Origin of the sequence: Oscillatoria sp. FACHB-1406, assembly GCF_014698145.1 — a bacterium.
Lineage (GTDB): Bacteria > Cyanobacteriota > Cyanobacteriia > Cyanobacteriales > Spirulinaceae > FACHB-1406.
Genome location: NZ_JACJSM010000027.1, coordinates 37,954 through 62,769, shown reverse-complemented (window position 1 = coordinate 62,769; position 24,816 = coordinate 37,954). Strand labels below are relative to the sequence as shown.

General features: G+C 48.4%; 24 protein-coding genes. 12 read left to right on the top strand and 12 right to left on the bottom strand.

The annotated features are described in order from the left end of the window. Nucleotides 1–72 precede the first annotated feature (72 nt). Nucleotides 73–1,173, top strand: coding sequence for a nucleotidyltransferase domain-containing protein (locus tag H6G50_RS20785; RefSeq protein WP_190720773.1), 1,101 nt, complete (start codon nt 73–75; stop codon nt 1,171–1,173). Nucleotides 1,174–1,177: 4 nt separating this feature from the next. Here H6G50_RS20785 and deoC read toward each other — a convergent pair whose 3' ends face one another. Further along, the gene (gene deoC / locus H6G50_RS20780) at nt 1,178–1,849 is read right to left on the bottom strand and encodes a deoxyribose-phosphate aldolase (protein WP_190720768.1); all 672 of its coding nucleotides are present in this window, start codon (nt 1,847–1,849) and stop codon (nt 1,178–1,180) included. Nucleotides 1,850–2,440: 591 nt separating this feature from the next. On the opposite strand from deoC, the gene H6G50_RS20775 reads away from it, so the two are divergent. Next, nucleotides 2,441–2,722, top strand: coding sequence for a hypothetical protein (locus tag H6G50_RS20775; RefSeq protein ID WP_190720767.1), 282 nt, complete (start codon nt 2,441–2,443; stop codon nt 2,720–2,722). A gap of 174 nt (nt 2,723–2,896) precedes the next feature. On the opposite strand, the gene H6G50_RS20770 is transcribed toward H6G50_RS20775, so the two are convergent. Next, a complete protein-coding gene (locus tag H6G50_RS20770; protein ID WP_190720763.1) occupies nt 2,897–3,076 on the bottom strand; it encodes a hypothetical protein in 180 nt (59 codons plus the stop codon). A 222-nt stretch (nt 3,077–3,298) separates the two neighbouring features. Here H6G50_RS20770 and rpsB point away from each other — a divergent pair, with 222 nt between their 5' ends. From rpsB to H6G50_RS20750, 4 genes are all read left to right on the top strand, one after another. After that, nucleotides 3,299–4,102, top strand: coding sequence for a 30S ribosomal protein S2 (gene rpsB / locus H6G50_RS20765; RefSeq protein ID WP_190720761.1), 804 nt, complete (start codon nt 3,299–3,301; stop codon nt 4,100–4,102). Nucleotides 4,103–4,176: 74 nt separating this feature from the next. Next, on the top strand, nt 4,177–4,941 hold the full coding sequence (gene tsf, locus H6G50_RS20760; protein WP_190720758.1) for a translation elongation factor Ts: 765 nt from the start codon (nt 4,177–4,179) through the stop codon (nt 4,939–4,941). Nucleotides 4,942–5,076: 135 nt separating this feature from the next. Further along, nucleotides 5,077–5,832 carry a hypothetical protein gene (locus tag H6G50_RS20755; RefSeq protein WP_190720755.1) on the top strand — a complete coding sequence of 252 codons (756 nt, stop codon included), beginning with the start codon at nt 5,077–5,079 and terminating at the stop codon, nt 5,830–5,832. A gap of 6 nt (nt 5,833–5,838) precedes the next feature. After that, on the top strand, nt 5,839–6,486 hold the full coding sequence (locus tag H6G50_RS20750) for a histidine phosphatase family protein (RefSeq protein WP_190720752.1): 648 nt from the start codon (nt 5,839–5,841) through the stop codon (nt 6,484–6,486). A gap of 19 nt (nt 6,487–6,505) precedes the next feature. Here the strand turns inward: H6G50_RS20750 and H6G50_RS20745 are convergent, their stop codons facing one another. The 4 genes from H6G50_RS20745 to H6G50_RS20730 all read right to left on the bottom strand — a co-directional run bounded on the left by H6G50_RS20745 (nt 6,506) and on the right by H6G50_RS20730 (nt 12,222). Beyond that, nucleotides 6,506–7,798 (bottom strand): DNA-processing protein DprA, encoded by a 1,293-nt coding sequence (locus tag H6G50_RS20745; RefSeq protein ID WP_190720749.1) that lies wholly within the window; start codon nt 7,796–7,798, stop codon nt 6,506–6,508. Next, on the bottom strand, nt 7,799–9,904 hold the full coding sequence (locus H6G50_RS20740) for a RecQ family ATP-dependent DNA helicase (protein WP_190720746.1): 2,106 nt from the start codon (nt 9,902–9,904) through the stop codon (nt 7,799–7,801). 87 nt (nt 9,905–9,991) lie between these two features. Further along, nucleotides 9,992–11,512 carry a DEAD/DEAH box helicase family protein gene (locus H6G50_RS20735; protein ID WP_190720743.1) on the bottom strand — a complete coding sequence of 507 codons (1,521 nt, stop codon included), beginning with the start codon at nt 11,510–11,512 and terminating at the stop codon, nt 9,992–9,994. Between the two features lie 497 nt (nt 11,513–12,009). Then, nucleotides 12,010–12,222, bottom strand: coding sequence for a helix-turn-helix transcriptional regulator (locus tag H6G50_RS20730; RefSeq protein ID WP_190720823.1), 213 nt, complete (start codon nt 12,220–12,222; stop codon nt 12,010–12,012). A gap of 130 nt (nt 12,223–12,352) precedes the next feature. Between H6G50_RS20730 and H6G50_RS20725 the strand changes: the two genes are divergently transcribed. The 3 genes from H6G50_RS20725 to H6G50_RS20715 all read left to right on the top strand — a co-directional run bounded on the left by H6G50_RS20725 (nt 12,353) and on the right by H6G50_RS20715 (nt 13,432). Further along, complete coding sequence (locus H6G50_RS20725; protein WP_190720740.1) at nt 12,353–12,559, top strand: hypothetical protein; 207 nt, start codon at nt 12,353–12,355, stop codon at nt 12,557–12,559. A 177-nt stretch (nt 12,560–12,736) separates the two neighbouring features. Next, nucleotides 12,737–12,982 (top strand): AbrB/MazE/SpoVT family DNA-binding domain-containing protein, encoded by a 246-nt coding sequence (locus H6G50_RS20720; protein ID WP_190720737.1) that lies wholly within the window; start codon nt 12,737–12,739, stop codon nt 12,980–12,982. A 72-nt stretch (nt 12,983–13,054) separates the two neighbouring features. Then, on the top strand, nt 13,055–13,432 hold the full coding sequence (locus tag H6G50_RS20715) for a XisI protein (RefSeq protein ID WP_190720734.1): 378 nt from the start codon (nt 13,055–13,057) through the stop codon (nt 13,430–13,432). Nucleotides 13,433–13,663: 231 nt separating this feature from the next. Here H6G50_RS20715 and H6G50_RS20710 read toward each other — a convergent pair whose 3' ends face one another. Together H6G50_RS20710 and H6G50_RS20705 are read right to left on the bottom strand one after the other, a co-directional pair. Next, nucleotides 13,664–14,137, bottom strand: coding sequence for a hypothetical protein (locus H6G50_RS20710; RefSeq protein ID WP_190720730.1), 474 nt, complete (start codon nt 14,135–14,137; stop codon nt 13,664–13,666). A 65-nt stretch (nt 14,138–14,202) separates the two neighbouring features. Further along, nucleotides 14,203–14,805, bottom strand: coding sequence for a hypothetical protein (locus H6G50_RS20705; protein ID WP_190720728.1), 603 nt, complete (start codon nt 14,803–14,805; stop codon nt 14,203–14,205). 158 nt (nt 14,806–14,963) lie between these two features. Here H6G50_RS20705 and H6G50_RS20700 point away from each other — a divergent pair, with 158 nt between their 5' ends. Continuing rightward, the gene (locus H6G50_RS20700) at nt 14,964–16,355 is read left to right on the top strand and encodes an NB-ARC domain-containing protein (protein ID WP_190720725.1); all 1,392 of its coding nucleotides are present in this window, start codon (nt 14,964–14,966) and stop codon (nt 16,353–16,355) included. 320 nt (nt 16,356–16,675) lie between these two features. Further along, nucleotides 16,676–18,562 carry a biosynthetic-type acetolactate synthase large subunit gene (gene ilvB, locus H6G50_RS20695; protein ID WP_190720724.1) on the top strand — a complete coding sequence of 629 codons (1,887 nt, stop codon included), beginning with the start codon at nt 16,676–16,678 and terminating at the stop codon, nt 18,560–18,562. Between the two features lie 43 nt (nt 18,563–18,605). On the opposite strand, the gene H6G50_RS20690 is transcribed toward ilvB, so the two are convergent. From H6G50_RS20690 to hisS, 4 genes are all read right to left on the bottom strand, one after another. Continuing rightward, nucleotides 18,606–19,607 (bottom strand): 2-hydroxyacid dehydrogenase, encoded by a 1,002-nt coding sequence (locus tag H6G50_RS20690; protein WP_190720721.1) that lies wholly within the window; start codon nt 19,605–19,607, stop codon nt 18,606–18,608. 120 nt (nt 19,608–19,727) lie between these two features. Beyond that, nucleotides 19,728–20,366 (bottom strand): histidine phosphatase family protein, encoded by a 639-nt coding sequence (locus tag H6G50_RS20685; protein ID WP_190720718.1) that lies wholly within the window; start codon nt 20,364–20,366, stop codon nt 19,728–19,730. A gap of 42 nt (nt 20,367–20,408) precedes the next feature. Then, nucleotides 20,409–22,874, bottom strand: a complete 2,466-nt coding sequence (locus tag H6G50_RS20680) for a hypothetical protein (protein ID WP_190720715.1) — start codon at nt 22,872–22,874, stop codon at nt 20,409–20,411. 12 nt (nt 22,875–22,886) lie between these two features. Then, nucleotides 22,887–24,158: a histidine--tRNA ligase gene (hisS, locus tag H6G50_RS20675; RefSeq protein ID WP_190720713.1), complete on the bottom strand. Its 1,272-nt coding sequence runs from the start codon at nt 24,156–24,158 to the stop codon at nt 22,887–22,889. A gap of 223 nt (nt 24,159–24,381) precedes the next feature. Between hisS and H6G50_RS20670 the strand changes: the two genes are divergently transcribed. After that, a complete protein-coding gene (locus H6G50_RS20670) occupies nt 24,382–24,804 on the top strand; it encodes a hypothetical protein (RefSeq protein WP_190720710.1) in 423 nt (140 codons plus the stop codon). Nucleotides 24,805–24,816: the final 12 nt, after the last annotated feature.

Sequence of the window (24,816 nt, the reverse complement as noted above, 5' to 3'; positions counted from 1 at the left end):
ACCGAAATCTGCTATTATAGAATTCAATCTCTGCAAAAAATCCACCACTCTGATTTGCAATCTATCCTTCTGATGAACCGTTTAGAAGTTGAAAATCGAACGATTTTACTTGCCTTGACGGGTTCGCGAGGTTACGGCCTCGCGACGGAAACTTCGGATTACGATTACCGAGGCGTTTTTATTGCGACTCAGCCCTATTATTTGGGTTTTAAAGATATCGAGCAGAAAGATTCTGGGTGGACGGAAGAGGCAGGAAATTTTGAGTTTTTGGGGCAAGATACCGCTATCTACGAACTCAGAAAATTTCTCAAACTTTCGGTTGATAATAATCCCAATATTTTAGAATTGCTTTGGTTTAAAGATTACGCGCATTTAACGGAAGTTGGCAAAGTTTTGTTAGCCAATCGTCGAATGTTTCTTTCTAAACGGGTTAAAAGCACCTACACGGGCTACGGTTACGCGCAAATCAAAAAATTAGAGTCTCATCGCCGCTGGTTGCTCGATCCGCCGACGCAGAAACCGACACCTGCCGAGTTTGGCTTGCAGGATACGCCGCCGCTGAGTATCAGCGATATGAATAGTTTTTTGCAGTATCTTTACCTGTTAGTACGCGATCGCATCCAATTCCTAGAACCGGCGGGCGAACTCTATCGCTTACTAACCGCCGAAATTGATTATAAGGGCGTATTAAAGCAATACGATTTGCCGGAAGAAACCCTCGCTTATACCCAAAAACTCGCCCACACTTCCAAAGATTTCATTAAACTGCTGCAACTCAGCCAGCGCTATCATAAAGCCGTGCAGGAATACAAAAACTATCAGCAATGGAAGAAAAATCGCAATCCGGCGCGGGCAGCAATGGAGGCAAAAGTCGGCTACGATTGTAAGTTCGCGATGCAAGCAATTCGTTTATTAAAAACTGGGATTGAAGTCTTAGAAACGCAACAAGTAATCGTCGATCGCCGCGAAGCGGGAGATGCAGAAGAGTTGCTCGCCATGAAGCAGGGTAAATATAGCTACGATGAGATTATGGCGATCGCGAATCAACTTTACCAGCAACTCGATGTTGCTTGCAAAAACTCAACATTACCGCCGATTGTCGATCGCGAAGCAGCCAGCGAACTCTGCGTTGAGTTAGTGCAAATGCAGGGATTTTCCGGCAACCGATCGTAACTTATTACCGACTGGAATTGCGCTGGTGCAACAACTCCACCCCGCGCGACGTTCCCAAGCGCGTCGCCCCCGCTAACACCAACTCCAACGCCTCCTCTGCGGTGTGAATGCCGCCTGCTGCTTTAATCCCCACTCGTCCTTTGGTTATCTCCTTCAATAAGCGCACATCTTCCAATGTCGCGCCGCCAAACCAACCCGTACTGGTTTTCAGGTAAGCAGCGCCCGCATCCATGCAAATTTCGGCAGCAAGACGCTTTTCTGTCGGCGTTAACAGCGCCATTTCTAAAATGACTTTAACGATTTGCCCGCTTTCCTCGCAAATAGAGGCAACTTCACGATAAATCGATTCGGAATCGCCCATTTTCAGCCAGCCAAGATTGAGAACGACATCCAACTCGGTTGCGCCGTTTTCGACGGCTTCTTGGGCTTCGTAGCGCTTTGTGGCGGTGGTTGTCGCCCCCGCCGGAAAACCAATGACGGCGCAAACGCCAGGATGTTTGCCATGCAATAGTTCCGCTGCTTCCTTCACCGCGCTGGGATAGACGCAAACGGCAGGAAAGTTATATTGTACGGCGCGATCGCAGCAGTCTCGGAGGTGTTCTCGCGTGGCAGCGGGCTGAAGCAGCGCGAGTTCGATATATTCAGCCAGATCGATTTCTGGATGTTCGATTGCCATTGCTGTCGCTCCCTAATATGTTTGCACTCTCTTTTCGCATCTTACCGGGAATTTGCACTCCACGACACTCTATTCAAAATATCCGGTTTCGATGCGAGTTTGGCATTGCTCGGAGTCGTATTTTAGAAGGTATTCGCGCGCGATCGCGTTTTTTTCACGCCGTTGTTCGACTTCGATTTTTCCAATTTCCGTATCGGTAGAAAGCAGGATTTCGATCTCTTCTAGCTGAGGCTTTTATACAGCAAAGATTAAGCCTTGGTAGGACGGACAAAGCTAGACATTCAGTTGACTCGCTTGCCAAAGATGATACTTTCCGACAACTACATACCGCGTTTGTAGACCGTAGAGACGTTGTATACAACATCTCTACGGTTTTTAACAAAAAGTTTATAAATAGTCTCTCAATTGCTGGCTGACAATAAACTTAATATATCCTGACGCTTTTGCGGAATGCAGCCCCTTCATTATCCCATGCAAGCCCTGCACGAACCTCCTGTAACGATTCAATGCAATCTCGTCCGGAGCCATGCGCTTCTGCGACGAAATGGGGAAAATTAAAAGTAGAGCACGCCAACCTGGAGATAGTACCCCATGAATCAAGAAGATCGTATTCTGCTCGAACAACTCAACGAAGTGATTTCTAGAAACCCCCGGTTGCAGTCCTACCGCCTCTCGCTACGCAGTTACCAGAACCAAAAGCACGCGATGCTTCGGACGTGGTTGGTGGGTTTCCTTTTCGGGGCAATGACAGCAACCGCAGCGATCGCGTTCTGCCACAGTACCACGATTGAGAAAACGGACAGCACGACCTCGGCTCATTCCACTGCGCCCCACACTAAGTCCCAGCATCCTACGCCTCAGCCAGGATCTTGAATAAATCTCCCTCGAATAACCAGAACTTACCCAGCAAACCGGTTTCTCCTTTCCAGACGCGGAAACCGGCATTTTGCCCTACAGCAAAAGCGGCGACCTCGAAAACCGAGATCGCCGAATTTAACACACCTTAACAACCCACAAACCCAGTTATAAATCTAGCCGGAAGACTGCCTACGCCGCTAAAATCTCCCGACGACCGCTACCGCGACGGCATTGAATGCGTCGATTATCAAGCTTTGCTGGTTCTAACGAACGAATAGCCCCTCGTTGCGGACGAGCTAACCGTTCGGTCTTCAGTGCTTCGATTTCCGGTAGCACCGTAATGAATTGAAGCTTTTGAGAGGTCAACATCGTTAATCTAAGTTCGATTCGGAACTATTCCTCTCTACGCTGACCCCTGCAAAAATCCGGAAGGTTCGATCGCTAATATTTCGCTTCGTGGTATCCTAGAGAAGTTTGCTAAAAATCGCACATCCGTGCCTTCGGGTGTTCCTGATGCGGAAAGCGCGACCCTGCGCCCGTTTGGGAATCCATGCCGGATGGAGGATAAACCCGAAAAAGGAGAAAAGAATAATGCCAGTTGTTTCCCTAGCCGACCTGCTAGAGTCAGGGGTTCACTTCGGTCATCAAACCCGTCGTTGGAATCCCAAAATGGATCCCTACATCTACACCGCTCGTAACGGCGTTCACATCATCGACTTGGTGCAAACCGCCCAGTTAATGGAAGATGCCTACGATTACGTGCGCACCTGTTCCGAACAAGGTAAAAAATTCCTCTTCGTCGGCACTAAGCGCCAAGCTGCTGGGATCATCGCCCAAGAAGCGGCGCGCTGCGGCGGCTACTACATCAACCAGCGCTGGTTGGGCGGAACCCTCACCAACTGGGAAACCATTCGCACCCGCGTCGATCGCCTCAAGGAACTCGAACAACTCGAAGCCAACGGCAGTATCGATCGCCGCCCGAAAAAAGAAGCAGCAGTGATGCGGCGCGAACTCAGCCAACTCCAAAAGTACCTCGGCGGCATTAAACTCATGCGCCGCACCCCCGATATCGTTGTGATCGTCGATCAACGCCGCGAGTACAACGCTATCCTCGAATGCCAAAAACTCGGCATTCCCATCATCTCTCTGTTAGATACCAACTGCGACCCCGATCTCGTAGATATCCCCATCCCAGCTAACGACGATGCGATCCGCTCGATCAAGCTTATTGTCGGTAAAATCTCCGATGCCATTTACGAAGGTCGTCACGGTCAACTCGAAGCAGAAGACGAGTACGAAGACTTTGAAGAAGGGTTAGAAGAAGTCGAGGGAGAGTACGAAGAAGAAGTCAGCCTCCCTGAAGACCCGGAGGAAGACGAGGACGGTAACGAATAAAATAGTCATGGAGAATAAGGCTTTCAAGCTTTATTCTCCAGTACATCATTCAGATTATCCCCAATTTTTCAGTTATGTCTAAAGGTAAGAAAAAAGACAAAGATAAAGTAGAATCTCAACCTCAAACTCAGCCCGCTGCTGAAGAAACTGCGGCCCCTGCGGCTGAAGCTGCCCCGAAGAACGCTGAAATTTCTGCAAAAACCGTTAAAGAACTGCGCGATAAAACCGGCGCGGGGATGATGGATTGCAAAAAGGCGCTGAAGGAAGTTGGAGGGGATATCGAGAAAGCGACAGAATGGCTGCGCCAAAAAGGAATTGCTAAGGCGGGGACAGTAGGCACTCGCGTTGCCGCCGAAGGTTTAGTCGGCAGCTACATTCATACTGGCGGAAGAGTCGGCGTTTTGGTTGAAGTTAACTGCGAAACCGATTTTGTGGCGCGCGGCGACGAATTCCAAGGTCTGGTGCGCGATATTGCTATGCAAGTTGCTGCTTGCCCCGAAGTAGAATACGTGAAGGTTGAGGATATTCCTCAAGAATTTGCGGAGAAAGAGAAGGCGATTGAAATGGGGCGCGATGACTTAGCGAGTAAGCCCGAAAATGTTCGCGAAAAAATTGTTGTCGGTCGCATTGAAAAGCGGTTGAAAGAGCTTTCTTTGATGGATCAACCCTACATTAAAGACCAAAGTATTACGGTAGAAGAGTTGGTCAAACAAAAGATTTCAAAAGTTGGCGAAAATATTCAAGTTCGTCGCTTTAGTCGCTTTGTTTTGGGCGAAGGAATCGAGAAGAAAGAGAGCAATTTCGCTGAAGAAGTTGCAGCGCAAACGGGTCAAAAGTAATCGGCTCATTTGTTGTTGAAGTACCCGAAAAGGCGAAGGAAAAAAATAAAATTTTTTCTTTTGCCTTTTTTGTTAAAGAAGAATTTTCCTTCAGCTATTAATTGATGACTAATAACTGAGAACTGAAAACTGAAAATGGCTCGTTCGCTTCAACATATCGAACAGGATTTAACCAAACTTTCGGAGCGGGTGAAGGCGCTAGCAGAGCAGCTTGACAGTCGTTACAACCAGTATTTCGAGCGATTGGGACAGTTGGTGAAACGGCATCTGGTGCTAGCCTGCTATCAAACTTGTACTCAGGTTTATCCGGAGGCATTCTTAGCGCTGAGCGTCAGCGGGCGACAGCAGCTTCAGCAACAGATGCGGGAGTTAGGGCGGGAAGCGATCGCGCAGTTAAAGGTAACGGAGGAAGCGAGCGAGGCGGAACTCGAGGAGATCGAATCGCCCCCCGCACGCCTATTGCGACTCATGCAACGCCGCGATCGCGCCGCTCAGCAAGTTTTACAAACCATTGCCGCGCGCGCTAATACCACCCTGCGAGATGCGGCGATTTTACCCGAACGCTCTTTGCCTCGCGGTCTCGAAATTGCGATTCAAGGCGAAGAAGCAACCATTGCCCTCGAGGACTTGCCTAACTTTCTGCAACCGCCAGAGGACGACGCTGAGGAAACGAATAGCGATACGGAGGTTAGCATTATTCCCGCTGTTGGGATTCGCTTGCAGTTGTCGGAACTCGAATTTAGCGATCCCGGGCTGGGCGTGGAGCGCAACAAAATTCGCCAGATGCTTAGTTCGCTCAAACAGTTGAGCAAACAATATCAGCAACACGAGCGAGAATTAGCGATCGCGCAAGCAGAATTGGCATGGCGCGCCAGTTGGTACGAAGATTAAAGATTTATGCCCCAAACTGTTTGGATTGCCCGCCACGGAAACCGCTTTGATTTCGTCAACCCGGACTGGTTTCTGACCGCCGAACGGCCTTACGATCCTTCGCTGTCGGATGATGGATTCGTGCAAGCAAAGGAACTCGGAGAACGCCTTAAATTAGAGAGGATCGATCGCATTTTTGCTTCGCCCTTTTTGCGAACGGTACAAACGGCTTGGGAAGTAGCAAAAGTTCTCCAGCTTCCGATTTGTTTAGAGGCGGGTTTGAGCGAATGGTTGAATCCGGATTGGATGCGGGCAATGCCGGAACGAGAAAAGTTAGAAGTGCTAGCAGAACGGTACAACGCGATCGATCTCAGTTATACTTCCCGAATTGTGCCGCAGTATCCCGAAGATGAAAGGGCAATGCGCGATCGCGTCGTTAAAACGATTCAAACCCTTGCTGCTGAATTTAGCGATAATATTTTGTTGGTGACGCATGGGGCTTTTGTCGTGGAAGGTGCGATCGCTTTGTTAGGATATCGCGCCGAAGTAACAGCCGCCCTGTGTTGCTTGGTGAAGCTGGTTCGTACTGGCGAGAAGTGGGAAATGGAGTTGAATGGGGATACTTCGCATTTAAGCCAAAGTCAGGGAAAAGTTCGGTTCGCGCGATCGGAGTAAAATAATTCTCTGTATAGCCCTAATTTAAAGACAGCAACTTTAACTGCTCCTCGCCCTCGAGCGAGACATAAACATTTTTCGTTTTTTTCACTAGCTTCTCAGCTACGGCTTTCTTTAACCAACTTCTTGTCTGACCGATAGCCACATCTAACAATACTGCAACTTCATTATCCTCTCGGGGCTGAGTTAAATGATACAGCAGTAACGGGAGAATCGCCTCATACGCATCTTTTGGCAATTTAATCTTGCTTTCTTTATTTTGGCGATCGAGCGTAGCATTCGATTTTTCTTCAATAATTTCTAGATCATTTAAACTTAATTGTTTCGCCACCCTTGCGGGGGACTGCGATCGAGATAACTGTTCGCTCTCTGCAACCATTGTTAAAATATCGCGATTCCACGGTTCTGCGGGAAAAGGGAACGCTCCTAGCTCGATCAATCCCTGGTTTCCAGGCAGTTTTTTACGATCGACTCGCACCCAAACCGGAATCCGAATCTCTCGTTTTAACTCCTCCTTTGCTCCCGCCCAAGTTCCCCCTTTTTGATAAGAAGAATCAACAACTAATACGCGATCGGCTAATCCATAAACGTGCTTATTGCGATTCATTGCATTTCCTACATTAAAACCCGCAGCCGGATCGTATGGCGAAATCAAAGCAACTCGTCCTTCGCACAATCCTTGACGGTATTTGAGAGAAACTGCTGCTTTCATTAAACTATCTGCGAGAACTCCAACCGAAGTTCCTCCCGCCGAAATTGCTGATAGCATTGCCGTTTGGTCAACCCCCCTAGCACCTCCAGAAATTACTTGAATTCCTTGTTCTGCACACTTTTCTGCAATTCGTTTCGTATAGCTAAGGCCATCATCGTCAATATTCCGAGAGCCAACAATCGCCAAACCTCCTCTTGCTAATAAATCTTGGTTTCCTACGCCATATAAAATGGGAGGAGACTGTTGTTTTAATTTACGCTTGAGTCGCTGCGGATACGCTTCATCGCTACGACTTAAAATCCACAATCCCTTATTCGTCCAATCTTCAACAGCAATCGCTAACATTGCCCCTCGTTCTAATAGTTGAAGAATTCTTTGTGAATTGAGATCCTCACCGCTCGCACTTAATATCAAACTTTTTCTATCGCTAGCGAGCAAGTCGCCGGGACGTAAACCTTCTTGCTGTAACTTTCGAGCTAGAAGGTTATATTCTCCCAAATTTAAAGGAATGGGTTCTGCTTGCCGAGTTTGTCCAAAACTCGCACATAGGAGCAGAATCGCTTGGGCATCGGGTTTTAAAATATGTGTTAGTGTTGCCATTTATTCTCCCTGACCGAGTGAGTTAAGAGCAAGCGCAAAGGGAAACACTTTACCGCTTCCAGATTGTCTTAATAAAGCAGCAACGACGGTAAAAGTCCAGCGAGAATCAACCATATCGTCAATTAAGAAAACATCCCCTGCCATTCCTTGCCAGCAATCGATCCTAAAGACTCCATCTAAATTATGGACTTGCTGCGAACTATTCTGCATCTCTTTTTGGGGACGATTTTGATAATTTTTTTGGACGCAGGGAACAAAAGGAATGTTAAGTTCGCGAGCTAAGCGTTCGCAAAAGTTAGGAACTAATTCAGGTCGAGTTAGTGAAGGAATACAAGTTATCCAAGTGGGAAATGGATCGATTTGCCAGCGTTGGATTGATTCAACGACTGCGTTGACTAAAGTATCGCTAAAATATTCATCTCGATATTTATTTTGCTTGACTAAAGTCCCCCAACCTGCATCCCCCCAAAGCGATAAAGTACGACCGGGTTCGGCTTGTAAATGCGGAGGAATTTTGGTATTTGCTTTCCAATTATGAGACAGCAGTCCACTCGCTGCCCATTTTTTGCGCGGTTCGATAAGATAACTCTTTCTGCGTAAAAAAGCGACGGCCTCTCCAGCTTTTTCTAAAGTATAGGTTTCTGGGAGCAGAGATTTTCCCAGACAAACTGTACAGCGTCCGCATTCTGTTGTCGTCGGATCGTCTAATTCTCTAGCTAAAAATTTCATTAAGCAACTGCGCACATTGATGTAGTCGAGCATTCGAGCTTGTTCTTGCTTGCGGATTTCAGTCAGCCGCTCGATTTTCTCGCGATCGATTTTATAGTCAATCGGTGCGAGATACCATAGCCTCTCAATTTTCGCGATCGGAGCCGGCGATTCTAAGGAAAGAAATTTTAACGCTTTTTCGATTTTTCCTCGCGGAATATTTAACTGAGTTTCTAGTTGTGGAAGAGAGAGTCCGTTTGTTCCGCGAGCGAGAACATCTAAGATTTCCTTAATGTGGTTTTCTGGAGGAAAGGCAGATTCGATAAAATAATTTGTGATTTCTTGGTCTTCATTCCCGCTTAATAAGATACCATAAGCCCTCAATACGGCTCTGCCTGCCCGTCCGACTTGTTGATAGTAGTGAACGACGGAACCCGGACGTTGATAGTGGATGACAAAACCGAGATCCGGCTTATCAAATCCCATACTTAAAGCTGAGGTTGCAACTAATGCTTTAATTTGATTGTTTAACAATCTTTGCTCTAAAATTTCTCGCTGTTCGCCGGGGACTTGTGCGGAGTAGGATTCGGCATCGATGTTTTGTATCTTTAGCCACTCTGCAACTTGTTCTGAATCTCGAACGGTTAGGGCATAGATAATACCACTTCCCGGCAAGTTGGGAATCTGCTCAGCTAACCAAGCTAGTTTAGCTTCTTGGCAGGGAAGGGAAATATTTTGCAAGCAAAGACTTTCTCTAGCTAGCGTTCCTCTCGCGATTTTTAATTCAGAACCGAGTTGAGCGCGAATATCTTGGATAACGCGATTATTAGCGGTAGCAGTTGTTGCGAGAACGGGGATCGTTTTAGGAAGGGCTTGAAGGATGCGGACGATTCTTCGATAATCGGGACGAAAGTCATGCCCCCAATCGGAAATACAGTGGGCTTCATCGACGACAAGAAAGCCGATTCGAGCCGACAGCGGTAAAAGAATTTCTTCTCGAAAATTATTGTTTGCTAAACGTTCTGGCGAGATGAGGAGTAGATCGATTGTATCTAGAAGCAATCGTTGTTGAATAATTTCCCACGCTTCTGGGTTAGTCGAGTTAATCGTTTCAGCTTGAAGTCCGAGACGTTGAGCGGCTGAAATTTGATTTCGCATTAGAGCGAGGAGGGGCGAAATAATAAGTGTGATTCCTCGATCGCGATCGCGTAGAAGTCGCGTTGTTAGAAAATAAATTAGGCTTTTTCCCCAGCCCGTTCGCTGCACCGCAAGTAGGCGCGTTCCAGGATTTAATAATTGCGAAATCGCGTCCCACTGCCCATCGCGAAAATTTGCTTCCGGATCGTTAAGTGCGGTACGAAGAAGTGACAAACCCTGATTGTGCAGATCGGACATCATTCTTCAAGTTATTGTATTTTTAGTCTAAGTTTTAATTTTAACATTATTAATCACAACTATTTATTGAATGTAAAGTTTGATTTAATTTTATTCGATATTTGGAAAATTGCGCTCTCCCCAAGTTTTTTTGGGTTCAGCAGCTTTCGGAATAGGAGCCGGTTTTTGACGATAAGGAGAAGGAATAATCTCTAATTGTTCTGCTTCCTGCTTCGATTTTTGCTTAGACGGTTTCCCATATTCGCTCTCTCCGCGTCGGCGTTCGGAAGTCCGTTCTTCGCTCGTATCTTCAGTAACCACTTCATATAACAGCGCAAACTTATTTTCTTGCGTTCCCTTCCTTAAAACGCGCCCCAAACGTTGCACGTATTCCCGCGTCGAACCCGTACCGGAGAGAATAACAGCAATGCGCGCGTCGGGAACATCAACGCCTTCATTAAGAACGTGGGAAGCCGCAATAACTTTATAATCTCCTTCCTTAAACCGGGTTAAAATATCGTGCCGTTCTTTTACCGGCGTTTGATGGGTAATCGCCGGAATTAAAAATTCTTGGGAAATGCGATATACGGTTGCATTATCGTTCGTAAAAACAAGGATTGGTTCGGGGTAATGTTGGGCGATTAAATCGGCAAGAACCCGCAACTTTCCATCGGTGCAGAGGGCAATTTCTTTGGCTTCGCGATGAGCGAGCATTGCTCTACGTCCTTCTGGGGAACGGGCGGACGCTTGCACGAAATGCTGCCAACCATCAAGACTGCTGAGGGCTATGCGATTTTGCCGCAAAAACTCGTTGCGGAGTTTCATGGCGCTGTCGTAAGTTTCGCGCTCTTTTGGGGAAAGTTTGACTTTGATTTGGACGACGCGATGTTGAGCGAGGGCGCTTCCGGAGAGTTCTTCAGGGGTTTTGCGATAAATGACGGCTCCGACAAGTCCTTCTAAGTCGCGGTGGGAGCCATCGGAGCGTTCGGGAGTGGCGGTGAGTCCGAGGCGGTAGGGAGCGATCGCGAATTCAGCGATGACGCGGAAGAAGTCGGTGGGGAGGTGGTGGCATTCATCGAAAACGATGAGGGCGTAGCGGTTGCCGAGGGTTTCTGCTTGGATAGCGGCGCTGTTGTAGGTGGAAATCAGCAGCGGGGTGCGATCGCGCGATCCTCCCCCTAATAACCCCAATTCTACATCGGGAAAGGCTGCTTCCATCTGCGCGTACCATTGGTGCATTAAATCGAGGGTAGGGACGACGATGAGGGTGCTGCGCTGCGTCGATTGAATCGCCAGTTGCGCCAGATAGGTTTTTCCCGCCGCTGTCGGCAAAACGACAACCCCCTTGCGTCCGGCGACTTTCCAAGCGCGCAAGGCTTCCGCTTGGTGGGGGTAAGGTTCCATCTCGAAACTAGCGGCGAGTTCGAGGGGAATGAATCCTTTGGCTTCGTCTTCAAAGGGTGTCCCTTCGGCTTGTAGCGCTTCGATGAGGGGGCGATATTGCATTCCGGGGACGCGAAATTTCTCGACGCGATCGTCCCACAGGGCATAATCGATCCAAGCTCGACCTTTTGGGGGAGGATGGAGTAAGAGAGTACCGCGATCGTAGGTGATTGTGGGAATGCGGGGCATGGGGAAAAACAGCGATCGCGAACATTTAAACTGAAAACATTATATAAGTTCGTCCGTCTTTTCGCGATCGCTAACAATATTCGGTCTGGTTTAGCCTTTCTTTTCTGTCCATCCTTACACCAATTCCCAATCGCGATGCGCTAATTTTTTTGCGGTAGGGGCATAACACTGTGTAGAAACATTATCGGGTATTTTATATCGTCCCGATCGCGTAAAGGTAACTTTAGAAGAAATGGATATTTCTATCGCTGAGGGGGTTAGCGATTGGCAATGATAGGGATAGATACAAATATTCTTGTCCGTTATGCGTTAGAAAAATGAAACGATGATTTTGATATTGTGCGAGTGTAGTTAAATAGTAGGGTGTGTTAGCGAAGCGTAACGCACCGGATAAGATTGGTGCGTTACGGCGCGCAGAGAAATCGATCGCTTCCCTTCAATATCGAGTTCGCGCCTAACGCACCCTACGCCTATACCTCTAAAGCTTTATCGAAAAATTATTCTTCCAAAACTTCCACAATATCGTCAATTGCCAAGTCGAAAACGCGCGCAAGTTTCCGTAAAGCGGTGTAGTCTACTGTTGCCAAACTCGGAGAATGAGCATAGCTTCTGACAGTGCTATAAGTAATACCCGATCGCTCCGATACTTCTTTGAGCGTCCAACCTTTTTCTTTCGCTAGTTCCTTGACTCGCAGCCGAATTAATCCCATCCTAGACTTGACAAATGATGCGAACGCATCATTCAATAAAAAGATACTCATAAGCGATCGCCCTCCAACCTAAGAAATCAAGGGCGATCGCCATACTTCAACAATCCACAACGGTGGAAAGGATAACCTTATGATACCAACAGAACTGACCTACCGCGAAAAACTCCAGCCCTGGTGTATTGTACGGCAGTTACCGAAGATGCAGAATATCGTCGTTGCTCGTTTCACCCGTCGAAATGATGCTGAGAAGTATTTAAGCGTGCTGCGACGCTTGCTACCGACTGCACCTCATAAAATTATATTTGCGTCGATGTTAGACCGCAGTAGCGCGCGTTGAACTCAGAGTTAGAATCAAAGGGTAAGGTTGCTAAATTTCCGACCTTACACCAATTCCCAATCGCGATGCGCTAATTTTTTTACTGTAGGGGCATAACACTGTTATGCCCTCTTGGGGAATCGTGCAAAATCAATGAGAATTGGCATTGCGCCTATCATAATTGCTTGAAATAATAAAATGTTTAGTGTAACTGTTGCCGACACCGGACAAATTACTCTACCCCAAGCCATTCGAGACTATCTCAATCTTGACGGCGGGAGTAAAATCGATTTCATTATCGATGAAGAAGGTCAAGTCAGGATTATTCCTCTCGACGTTTCTGTAGAAACATTATCGGGTATTTTATATCGTCCCGATCGCGTAAAGGTAACTTTAGAAGAAATGGATGTTTCTATCTCTGAGTGGGTTAGCGATTGGCAATGATAGGGATAGATATAAATATTCTTGTCCGTTATCTGACTCGCGATGATGAAAGATTGATCGAGAGGTGGGGAAATGGCTGTAAATCCGAACGACGTTCAAATACAGGTTCCCCCGACGAAGTGCGATCGCTATCGTCAGGTTGTTATGCAATTTCTCAAGCAATTTGTGGGGTATTCTGGCGATCGCGAAGAAATTGAAACGCAACAAATATTCGATCTTCAAACCGATCGATATTTAATCCTTAGCTTGGGCTGGCGCGGACAAGAGCGAGTATATGTTGCTTTAATTCATTTGGATATTCAAGATGAAAAAGTTTGGATTCAACGCAATCAAACCGAAAGTCAAATTGAAGAAGAGTTAATTGCTTTAGGGATTCCTCAAGAAGATATTGTACGAGGTTTGATTCCGCCAGAATACCGAGTTTTAGCAGGGTTTAATTCTTCAACTTAAAACAATTAAAGCAGTAGTGTCGTGTCAAGCCTTAATTGTTGCGTTAGAAAAATGAAACGATGATTTTGATATTGTGCGAGTGTAGTTAAATAGTAGGGTGTGTTAGCGAAGCGTAACGCACCGGATAAGATTGGTGCGTTACGGCGCGCAGAGAAATCGATTGCTTTCCTACAATATCGAGTTCGCGCCTAACGCACCCTACGCCTGCCTTATGCTGCTTAGTTATCGCACTTAGTCTAGGTCTAGAGAATTTGATAATACACGAAATAATTCTGATAACTCATCAGACATAGAGTTTGACAAAATTGCTATTAATAAAATTCTCATTTCGTTAGCACCAATTCCTTGTTTTTGCACTCCATATTTAGATTTTAACTTACCATATTCATCGGAGCCATACCCAGTAGTAGGAGTGTATTTACTGTAGTGACAATTTGAGAGTTGACCATTATCGTCAAATTTAATTTGAACGTGAGGATAATTTTCAATACCTTTATGAATATCTGGATTGTTAATAGTTTGACTATAGGGCTTAATAAGAATTTGTTTTAGTTTACCGTTTCCCATACTGTATTTCACTCTATACAGCCCAGGGTGTTGTGGCTCTGCTACCCAATTCAACATATGAAGAATAGATTGAGGAAATTGGCTGTTTGGCAATTGCATAATTGGCCACTCTTGACCTTTTTTGGGAAAATCTGGCATTGTTCTGCTCCTAAACTGATTGATGTATAGTGACTATATTTTTGTGAGTCGATACGAGTATTACACTATGTCTCGTCAAGAAATAAATTTAAAAGAAAATCTATTTCCGCAGAAGACAGTACATCTTTTACTTTTTTTCCTGGCGAGCTAACGAGTTTCATGAGAATATTTTTTAGTAAGGTCTTGTCTGAGACAGAACTCATTCCTCCTGATAAAGCTTCACATATTTCATCAACCTCGGAAACTGAGAGATTAGTCTCGTTGTTTTCAATAACTTTATTTATTCTTTCTTTTGCTTGTTGAGTTTTAAGTAATTTTGGTGTAGATATTTTAACTCCAAAAGCTGCCTGTAAGATAGTACCTAACATCCCAATCGCTATACTAAAACCTAATACTAAAGCCCCTAATACCGGATAGATAGCCCAGACCCAGAGCGGATAAAAGATTTGATCGAACCTGAACTTATATCTGAAGACTCCATCAAGAGCATAGTAGAAGAAGCCATTAACAAGAAAGACAAGACTTCCTTGGAGAAAAATTGACAAGGCATCACCGAATTGTACGGAACCGGATGATAATGCACTAATCGCTATTAGCACGCCTAAAATGGCTCCAAGTCCAGCCCAAATGCCAATAACTTTAGCGTTTAATCGAGTTATAGAATTCATAGGAAAACGATTGCGTTAGTGCAGCGACTCGGTACAACTATCTATCCTAGTTATTCGACGATTCTCACTTACAAAATATTGGATGGCAATCGGCTGGGGTATGTACTTTTCCCTTTGTCATGTATGATGAATGTAGGTTTTAGTGCGGTTGAGTAACTATGAGCGTGGATTTAGTCGTCAAGCTGACGGATGAGTTGGTCTATGCGAAGACGGGCAAGCACCTTGATGAACTACAACGCTCGATTCTGCGGGGTTCGTGGCACGGTCAGCATTACGCAGAGATTGCGGAAGAGGTGAGGCGGACGGAAGGTTATGTGAGAGAGGTGGGTGCTTCGGTTTGGCGGCTTTTATCTGATGTGACGGGCGAAACGATAGAGAAGAAGAGTTTTCGGGCAGCAATGGAACGTATAACGAATATTGCTGGCGAGTCCACTTACTCGAATGTGGCAAATTCCCGCATTATTGTCGCGATTAATCACTCGTATAATCATCTTTGCGCTGAGGCTCAAGAAGCCCCTTTTAAAAGCACGGATTCAGAAGATTGGCGCGATCGCGGCAGTTTCGATACAATGCCGGATACAGAGGGCTTTATCGGACGCGAGGATGTTCTCGAAACCCTCACCCGCTGGACGGTTGAAGAGGAATGTCGGTTAATCGGATTGTGGGGGTTGCCGATGGTGGGAAAAAGCAGTTTAGCAGCCCAATTCGTCGATCGCGTTGCCAACCAATTCTCTGCTGTCATTTGGCGCACCATAACGTCCGATACCGATCCCCATACCCTCGCAGCCGAAATTGCCGAACTTTTGAGTCGGGGTTCGCCACCTCCTATCCGCCCCAAACCCCCACAAGATCGCCTATTCAATCGCCTGCAAACCGAACGCTGCCTCCTCATTCTCGACGGATTGGAGGCAGCTTTTTTAGGAGGGAGTTGGGCGGGAACTTGGCGGGCGGAAATGGCGGACTTTGCAAGTTTGCTCGATCGCGCGGCGCGGGGGCGACATCCAAGCTGTATCCTTGTTACCAGTCGGGAACAGCCTCTCGATTGGGTTAGTTGGGAGGAAAAATACAAACGGACGCGATCGCGGACTCTAAACGGCTTAAACTTAGAAGATGCCCTCGCCCTCCTGCAAGAACAAAACTTAACCGCGCCGGAAGCTTGGAGCGAACTGGTTGAAGTGTATCGCGGACATCCCGGTTGGTTGAAGGCAGCAGCGCGATCGACGCAGACATGGTTTGGGGGCAATGCGGCGGAGTTTGTCAGCTTTGGCGGTTGGTTGTGTGAAGGAATTTTAGCGAGTTTGAACGGATTGTACGATCGCCTCACCGATTCCGAAAAGCACACTCTCTCTTTCCTCTCACAACAATCTACCCCCGTCGCGATCGCATCCTTGCGTCAAGTGTTAAACTTATCGGCAATGGAAAGCCTAACCATTATCGAATCTTTGCGGCGGCGATCGCTGCTTGAAATGAGTCGGTTAGGAAGTACGACAACAATTAACCTTGCGCCGGGACTTCGGACTTGGGTCAAGGATGGTTTTTTGCAGAGATAGCCGCAGGTGATGCAAAATCTCGATTGCTCTAATTGAAAGATTGCTTGCAACGCTTTAAAGTTAAAAAAGCTTAAAAGAATTCTCAAATAGCGGCCTGCCAAAAGATCGGTTCAAACGCCCTATTTCCTGCCGTTTAAATTTTAGATTGACCGAAGAAATACAGCACGATCGCGCGAGAATTTATGTTACACTGATTACTTCTCAAAACTTGAGGTTTGTCCCCCTTTCGCGCCATCGTCGCAACCGTAAGTTTTCTGCCAAACCTGAGTTCTTTGCGCTTGAAGTCTTCAGCTATTTACCATTACTTCCTAAGTTAAGCCGTGGTTTCATCAATCGTTCAGCCTAATCTATCATCTTCCATCGCACCGACGCGCCGAACCGGAGCTTTTGCGCTCATGGATAGTCTCAAGCGCCACGGTGTCGAGCATATTTTTGGCTATCCCGGCGGTGCAATTCTGCCGATTTATGACGAACTGTATCGCTCCGAAGCGCGCGGGGACGTACAACATTTTCTCGTCCGCCACGAACAAGGTGCAGCCCACGCAGCAGATGGTTACGCGCGGGCGACAGGGAAAGTTGGGGTTTGTTTCGGCACATCCGGCCCCGGTGCGACGAATTTAGTGACGGGGATTGCTACGGCGCACCTCGACTCGATTCCAATGGTGGTGATTACCGGACAAGTGCCGCGCCCTGCGATTGGGACGGATGCGTTCCAAGAAACCGATATTTTCGGGATTACGCTGCCGATTGTCAAAAATTCATATGTGGTGCGTAACGCAGAAGATATGGCGCGCATCGTCGCAGAAGCGTTTCATATTGCGAGTACGGGAAGACCGGGACCGGTGTTAATCGATATCCCCAAAGATGTGGGGTTAGAAGAATTCGATTATATCCCCGTGGAACCGGGAGTGGTGAATCTCCCCGGCTACCGCCCAACGGTGAAAGGCAACCCCCGCCAGATTAATGCAGCGCTGCACTTGTTGCGGCAAGCCGAACAGCCTTTATTATATGTGGGTGGCGGCGCGATCGCGGCGGGCGCTTACGCTGAAGTTCAACGCTTAGCTGAATACTTCCAAATCCCTGTCACCACAACTTTAATGGGATTGGGAATCTTCGACGAAAATCACCCCCTCTCGGTGGGAATGTTGGGGATGCACGGCACTGCTTACGCTAACTTCGCCGTCAGCGAGTGCGACTTGTTGGTGGCGGTGGGCGCGCGTTTCGATGACCGCGTAACCGGACGTTTGGATAAGTTTGCCTCAAAAGCAAAGGTGATTCATATCGACATCGACCCCGCTGAAGTTGGCAAAAACCGCGCCCCCGAAGTGCCGATTGTCGGCGACGTGCGCTGCGTTCTCCAACAACTGTTGCAGCGCTTACAAGAATCGGGTCTTAAGCCGGTGGAAGGACAAACCCGTCCTTGGTTAAACAAAATCAACCGCTGGCGCAATGATTATCCCCTCGTCGTCCCCCACTATCCCGATACTCTCTCGCCCCAAGAAGTCATCGTCGAACTCGGCAAACAAGCGCCGAAGGCTTATTACACCACCGATGTGGGACAGCATCAAATGTGGGCGGCACAGTTTATTAACTACGGCCCGCGCCGCTGGATTTCGAGCGCTGGCTTGGGGACGATGGGCTACGGTCTGCCTGCGGCAATGGGTGCAAAGGTGGCACTGCCCGAAGAAGAGGTGATTTGTATTAGCGGCGATGCCAGCTTCCAAATGAACCTGCAAGAGTTGGGTACTCTATCACAGTATGGGATAAATGTCAAGACCGTTATTATTAATAATGGTTGGTTGGGCATGGTGCGTCAGTGGCAGCAAGCCTTTCATGGAGAACGTTACTCGGCTTCCGAGACGAATAAAGGAATGCCGGACTTTATTAAATTGGCAGAAGCCTACGGGATTAAGGGAATGGTAGTGAGCGATCGCGCCGAATTGCAAGCCGCGATCGCAACTATGCTCGCCCATAACGGCCCGGTTCTCCTCGATGCGCGCGTCAACCGCGATGAAAACTGCTATCCAATGGTAGCTCCCGGTAAGAGTAACGCAGAAATGGTTGGATTGCCAAAGCCCAGCCCTGTCGAACAAGCAACGAGCGTTATCCGTTGTGACTCCTGCGGTGCGAAAAACTCGATGACCAATAAATTCTGCCCCGAATGCGGTGCAGAACTTTCACATCCCTCTACTTCTGGCGCATTTTAACGAGACGTAGGGGCGAAGGACTATTCGCCCCTACCGCGTTAATTTATGACTCTTTGACCTGATTGGCACAGGGTTTCCCTTCAGCAAAATCGTTAATATTTGAAAGAGTTGTTTGGGCAATATTCGCAAGGGCATTGCGGGTAAAAAAGGCTTGGTGGGCGGTAATAACGACGTTTGGAAAGGATTGCAATAACTGGAAAGTATCGTCTTGAATAACGGTATTGGATAAATCCTCAAAAAATAATTCTTCTTCTTGTTCGTAAACGTCGATGCCCAAATATCCCAGTTTTCCAGATTTTAAGGCTTGAATAACGGCTGACGTATCGATTAAACCGCCGCGACTGGTATTAATTAACATTGCCCCCGGTTTAAGGTGCTGCAAGGATTCTGAATTAATCAGATGATGCGTTGCAGGGATTAAGGGGCAATGAAGGGAAATAACATCGGAAGCCGCTAAAAGTTCGGGCAGTTCGACATATTTTACGCCGAGTTCCAAACAAGCTGGATGTTGATGGAGATCGTAAGCGAGGAGATGGCAGCCAAATCCTTTGGCAATTTCCGCAAAACAGAGTCCAATTTTGCCAGTACCGACAATGCCAACCGTCGAACCGTGTAAGTCAAATCCGAGCAATCCTTCGAGAGAAAAGTTATCGTCGCGGACGCGATTGTAGGCGCGATAAAGCTTGCGATTGAGCATTAAAATTAGCGCGATCGCGTGTTCGGCTACGGCGCGGGGTGAATAGGCGGGAACGTGGAGAACGGTCATTCCCAAACGCGCAGCAGCAGCGAGATCGACGCGATCGTATCCGGCAGAACGCAGGGCAATCAATTTCGTTCCGCCGCTTGCGAGATGTTCGAGAACTTCGGCACTGAGGCGATCGTTAATGAAGGCACAAATTGCGGGAAATTCTGCCGCTAGGGGAGCGGTTTCTAAGGTTAAACGGGGTTCAAAAAAGACGAATTCATGTTTGTTATCGCTTTGTTGATTGGCAGTTTGGAGAAATTCGCGATCGTAGTTTTTAGTGCTAAAAACGGCAACTTTCATCAGTTATGAATTATGAGTGATGAGTTATGAATGATAAGCGATGGGAGATGAATGATAAGTTACGAGCGAACAGTAAATAAAAGCAGCCGAGCGATTCTTGCGCGATCTACGAGCGGTTTTTTAACTGCCCGGGCGATCGCGCAAACTGGCTCGAAGGTGAGCGCGATCGCCTAAAATCTTTAAAAGCGGGCCGCGCGCGCCGATTTCGACAACGCTAATCGAAGCGACAAGCATCCCGATGCGATCGCGAAATCGCCCGACATCAATTCCCAACAACTCGCATAGCATAATCCGAATCGTTGCCTTATGAGACACGATGAGAACATTTCCAGTTTGATATTTTTGCTCGATTTCCTCCAAAACTAAAGCACTGCGCCGCGCAATATCGATTCCTTTTTCGCCTCCCGTCGGCCCATTCCAACCCGGATCGCTCAACCAGCGAATATAATTATCGCGATCGCTCGTTTCCACTTCTGCGGGCGTTTTTCCTTCCCAATCCCCATACGCAATTTCTCTCAATCCCTCCCGCAATTGCATTTTTAAACCCATCGCATCGCACAACGGTTTTGCCGTTGCAACGGTACGCAGCATCGGACTTACATACACCGCTTCCCAAGGAAAAGATTGGTAAGCGGCTTTAAAATCTTCTGCCATTTGTCGCCCTTCGGCACTCAGTTCGACATCGAGCGCGCCGCAATAAGTTCCAGTAAGACTCGATTCAGTTTCGCCGTGGCGCAGAAAATAGAGATTGAGAGTCATTTATATTAAGCAAATCGTTACTACTCAAAGTTTTTCAATCTGTTAACCCAATTGCGGTAAATCGGGAGGAATGACGTGACGACTGACGCTGGTTTTGTGGCTTTCTCGTTGCGTGACGAGATCGATCGCGATCGCTTCAAATCGTATCTCTAAACTTCCCAACGGTACCAATAATTGCGTAATCGTTTCCAATTCTCCGTCCTGATTTTCAGTAAAATCGACAAAGGCACGCGGGCCATCAAGCAGCGATCGCGTCTGACAGTCAATAACCCATAATTTCACATAAATTGAGTTAGAGCAGGGCGGCAATTTTACCCACACCAGCGCCGTTTCCCCTGCCACCAATTCGCTCTCGCTCAACTCTAAAATCGGTACGGGTATAGGTTCTTCAGGCTTTGACTTGACTTTTGGCTGATTTTGTGATTTGTCAGGAGAGCGATCGACCGCAACGGGATAAGGCAACCCCGAAGTATCCCGCTTGAACAGTTCCGGCGGCGGCATCTCGTCATCATCATCCACCACAAATTCATTCTGTCCCCAATCCATCGCTTCAGCTTCAGGCTGTCCCCAATCGATGGTTTCCTCGGTCGCGACAGGAGCGGGCGGGCGTTTTTCCAGGGACGGTTCGGGTTTAGCGATCGGCGTTTCTTCCGTCAACGGGCTTTCATCGAGTAACAAGTTCGCCCAAGGATCGTCATCAAAGGGCGTTTCTACGTCGGGCGATATTTGACTCGGCTTGCCCTCATCGCCGTTATTCCCGTCATCGGGGGGAGTTTCGGGCGGGGGAACCGGAGAAGTGCTTCCCAATAAATCCGCTTTAGGAGGCGCTTCCGGGGGGAGGGGCGAAGGATTATCGGCTGCAAAAGAAGCCGCTTCCTCCATTAAAGAGTTCATGCGCGACCAAAATCGATCTTCGAGGTGCAAAGCTTGAAACGCTTGCTCTGACTCAGTGGGTTCCGGTGGCGGTTCGGAAACATTGGGTTCGAGGGGCGGTTCCGATTCCACCTCATCGGGAGGAAGGGGAGGCAGCAAATCATCGATAGGGGAAAACTCCGGAGTGAGGGCTGGCGGGGATGGGGCGATGGGAGGGGCTTCTTCGGGAGTGCTTTCGGTTTCGGAAGGGGGAACAGGCGATTCGGCAGCCGGTTCGGGCGTTTCTGGGACGGAGGGCGAGGGAAGGGGAAAATCGGGCAGATCGAGCGATCGCGCCGTTTTCGAGCCGGTGGAAGCCGACAGTTTAGGCGGAAGAACCTGCCCGAAAGTCGGCGAAAACGAAGGATTTTGTACCGCTTGCTTGGCAATTTCGAGGAATTCTGCCCTCACAGAAGGTGCTGATTCTTCTAACTCCGGTAACTGAGCGCTGGAGCGATCGACTTCTAGGGGTGACGGCACAACAGCTTCGAGAAGCTCGTCTACCGCCGCCGTAATCGTAAAAGACGATCGCGCCAAAATCCGCGTCGTTTGTAGGGCAGCCCCCAATACCGCTTCTAAGCGCACTTCACCCAAAATTAAGGGATGGCGATCGCGTTCCGGCACTTCCAGCCGATAGCCGAATACTTTCGGCAGGGCGGTACTGGCGGCGGATTGCTGCGAGTCAAATAAAATTTGAATTCCGGCTGCGTCGGTTTCCTTATTGCTTTCACCGGGAGCGGGTGTTTGCGGATCGCGCAACAGGTAACGCAGGACGAGTTGTACCGATCGCCCTTCTAAAGCCGCAAAGATCGGTTCGAGGTCGTTCTGACTGGGATCGATCGCATCAACCTGCCCGGAAATTAACAGCGATTCTCCCGGATGGCGCACGAAGTTTTCGTGGTAGAGCGCGAGACGCAATTGTAAAGCCGTTAGGGCTTCGGGAAAACCCACCTCTGCGGCGACTTTTTGGGGAGGGGGTTCGGGAGGGGCAGCTTTGGCAACGGGTTCGTTAGCAGCGGCGAGAATTTGCTCTAAACTTTGAATCGATCGCTCTAACAAGGATTCCAAATCTTGTCCCGGCGGTTGCTCTTCAAGCCTGCCATCGGACAAAACGGTGGCTCGGACTGCTTCTTGCGGCTCGGAGGTCAGTTCTAAGGGCGCTGTTGCCTCCGGTTCTCGCTGCGGGGGTTCGAGGGAGGGCAGTTGGGGTAAGGTTGCAATTGCGGCGGGGGCAACTTCAGGTGAAGGTTTTACGCTGGCAGCGGGAAGGACTTGAAAGCGAACGATTTGCGGTTCGGTTTCCTCCGACGCTTGCCCCGAACAAGACACTTGCCAAAATCCCGGCTTGAGATTGATGAAAGGGAGGACGGGGAGTAATCCTTCGGAGTTAGTGCGAGTCGTGCGTTTTTGCGATCGCGGCTGCGCTAAAGCTTTGTCTAAGGTTTGATAGGTGACGAGAACTTCGACATCGAGGTTAGGCTGATGCGATCGCGCCACCAGTCGATATTCGCCCGTTTCGAGTTTGAGTTTCTGCGTTTTCAGGGCCAACCACGCCGGAGAGCCTTTTTTTTGAATGAGAAATTCCCAGGGCTTCATAGGGGCTTATCGTCACCTCAACATTTGTTGGCGGAGTTCGTCGGTTCTACTCAAAAGTTCGGTCTGCGCGATCGCTTCTTCCTGTTGAGTTGCCATCCATTTTAGTTTAACGGTCGCATTTTCAACCTCAGATTCCCCCAAAACCAGACAGATTGAGGCTCCGCTGCGATCGGCTCGCTTGAATTGCTTGCCAAATGCGCTACCGCTTAAGTCCAACTCCACCTTCAAACCCGCCGCGCGCAATTCTCGAGCCAGAAACATGGCTCGATTTTCGGCGCGCTCGCCTTTGGAGACAAGATAAAAATCTGGCACTGATGCTGAAATCGGCTGCAACTGTTGCAATAAAATAATCAGGCGTTCCATCCCCAGCGCCCAACCGACAGCAGGCGTACTCGGCCCGCCCAACTGCTCGACTAAGCCATCGTAACGCCCGCCGCCGCATACCGTCGCCTGCGCGCCGAGATCGTCGGATTGAATCTCGAAGGCGGTGTGGGTATAGTAGTCCAAACCGCGCACTAAGCGGGGGTTGAGGCGATAGGCAATGCCTAAATCCGTTAAAAGCTGCTGGACGCGATCGAAATGCGCCTTCGATTCGGTTCCTAAATACTCCAAAATGCTGGGTGCATCGGCGACAATTTCTTGGGTGCGCTCGTCCTTACTATCGAGGATTCGCATGGGATTGCGCGTCAGGCGGTCTTGGGAGTCGGGATCGAGTTCGTTTTGGTAGGGGGTGAGGTATTCCACTAACGCGGCTCGGTATTGCTGGCGATCTGCATTTTGCCCGACCGAATTGATATATAGACTCAGACTTTTTAGCCCCAAGGTTTGTAATAAATCCGTTGCTAGCGCGATAACTTCGACATCGGCGCGCGCATCGCTACTACCGAACGATTCGATTCCGATTTGATGAAACTGTCGCTGGCGACCGGCTTGGGGACGTTCGTAACGAAAGGCGGGTCCCCCGTACCACAATCGCTGTAGACCGCCTTGGGCGAACAGTTTGCGTTCGATGTAAGCGCGGGCTACTCCGGCAGTAAATTCGGGACGCAAGGTAATCGAGCGATCGCCGCGATCGCTAAAACTGTACATCTCCTTGCCTACCACATCCGTCGCCTCGCCAATCCCGCGCGCGAATAACTCCGTTTGCTCGAAGATTGGCGGTCGGATTTCCGAATACATCGCGCGTCCAAAAATCTGACGAGCCGTATCTTCTACAGTTTGCCAGTAGCCCACTTCTTCGGGCAAAATATCCTTCGTTCCTCGTAATGCTTGAATCGCTGCCATTGAACGCACTCGATGTCATCGTAAACGTTAAGCGGGGGCTAAATGACGCTCCGAGAGCGCTCTTTTTTCCCCCAACAATTCTCAACTATTGTATAGCACGGCTTCCCTGTTCCCGTTCCCGCAAGACTTTCTTCATGCCTTCTGTAAAGTACGAGCCAATTTTGAGCGGTGTATCCTAGATAATTAAGCTTCAAATTCGATTGAGGTGGAGGAGAATAATCCTGTGAATGCAGCCGAGCAAGCCAAAGGCGTACAATTAGCAACCAAAATTGCCGCGATTGTTAATCTGTTTAAAAATGAATTCCCCGACGCGCGCGCGGATTTGAAACCCTGGCGCAACGACCCCGATACGCGAGAATGGATCGATCCCGATTCCATCGACCTCGGTTTTCACTTTCCCGGCTGGAGTCCGAAGTTGCAAGGGCGCAGTCTTTTAGTCCAAATTCGCTTTCATCAAGACTCTGTAGATGGCTCCCGGCGATTAATCGGTGTGGAAATTGCCGCTTTTAATCATGAAGGCGAAGCTTGGCGACTTTCGACAGTTGAGCGCTGGCAAATTGTCGGCAACTATCAACCCGCCCCGATAACAGTTGACAAATTGAAGCATTTCTGCTTGAAGCTGTTCGAGTTGTTTCAAACGCTCTAGCCGCTTGGTGGA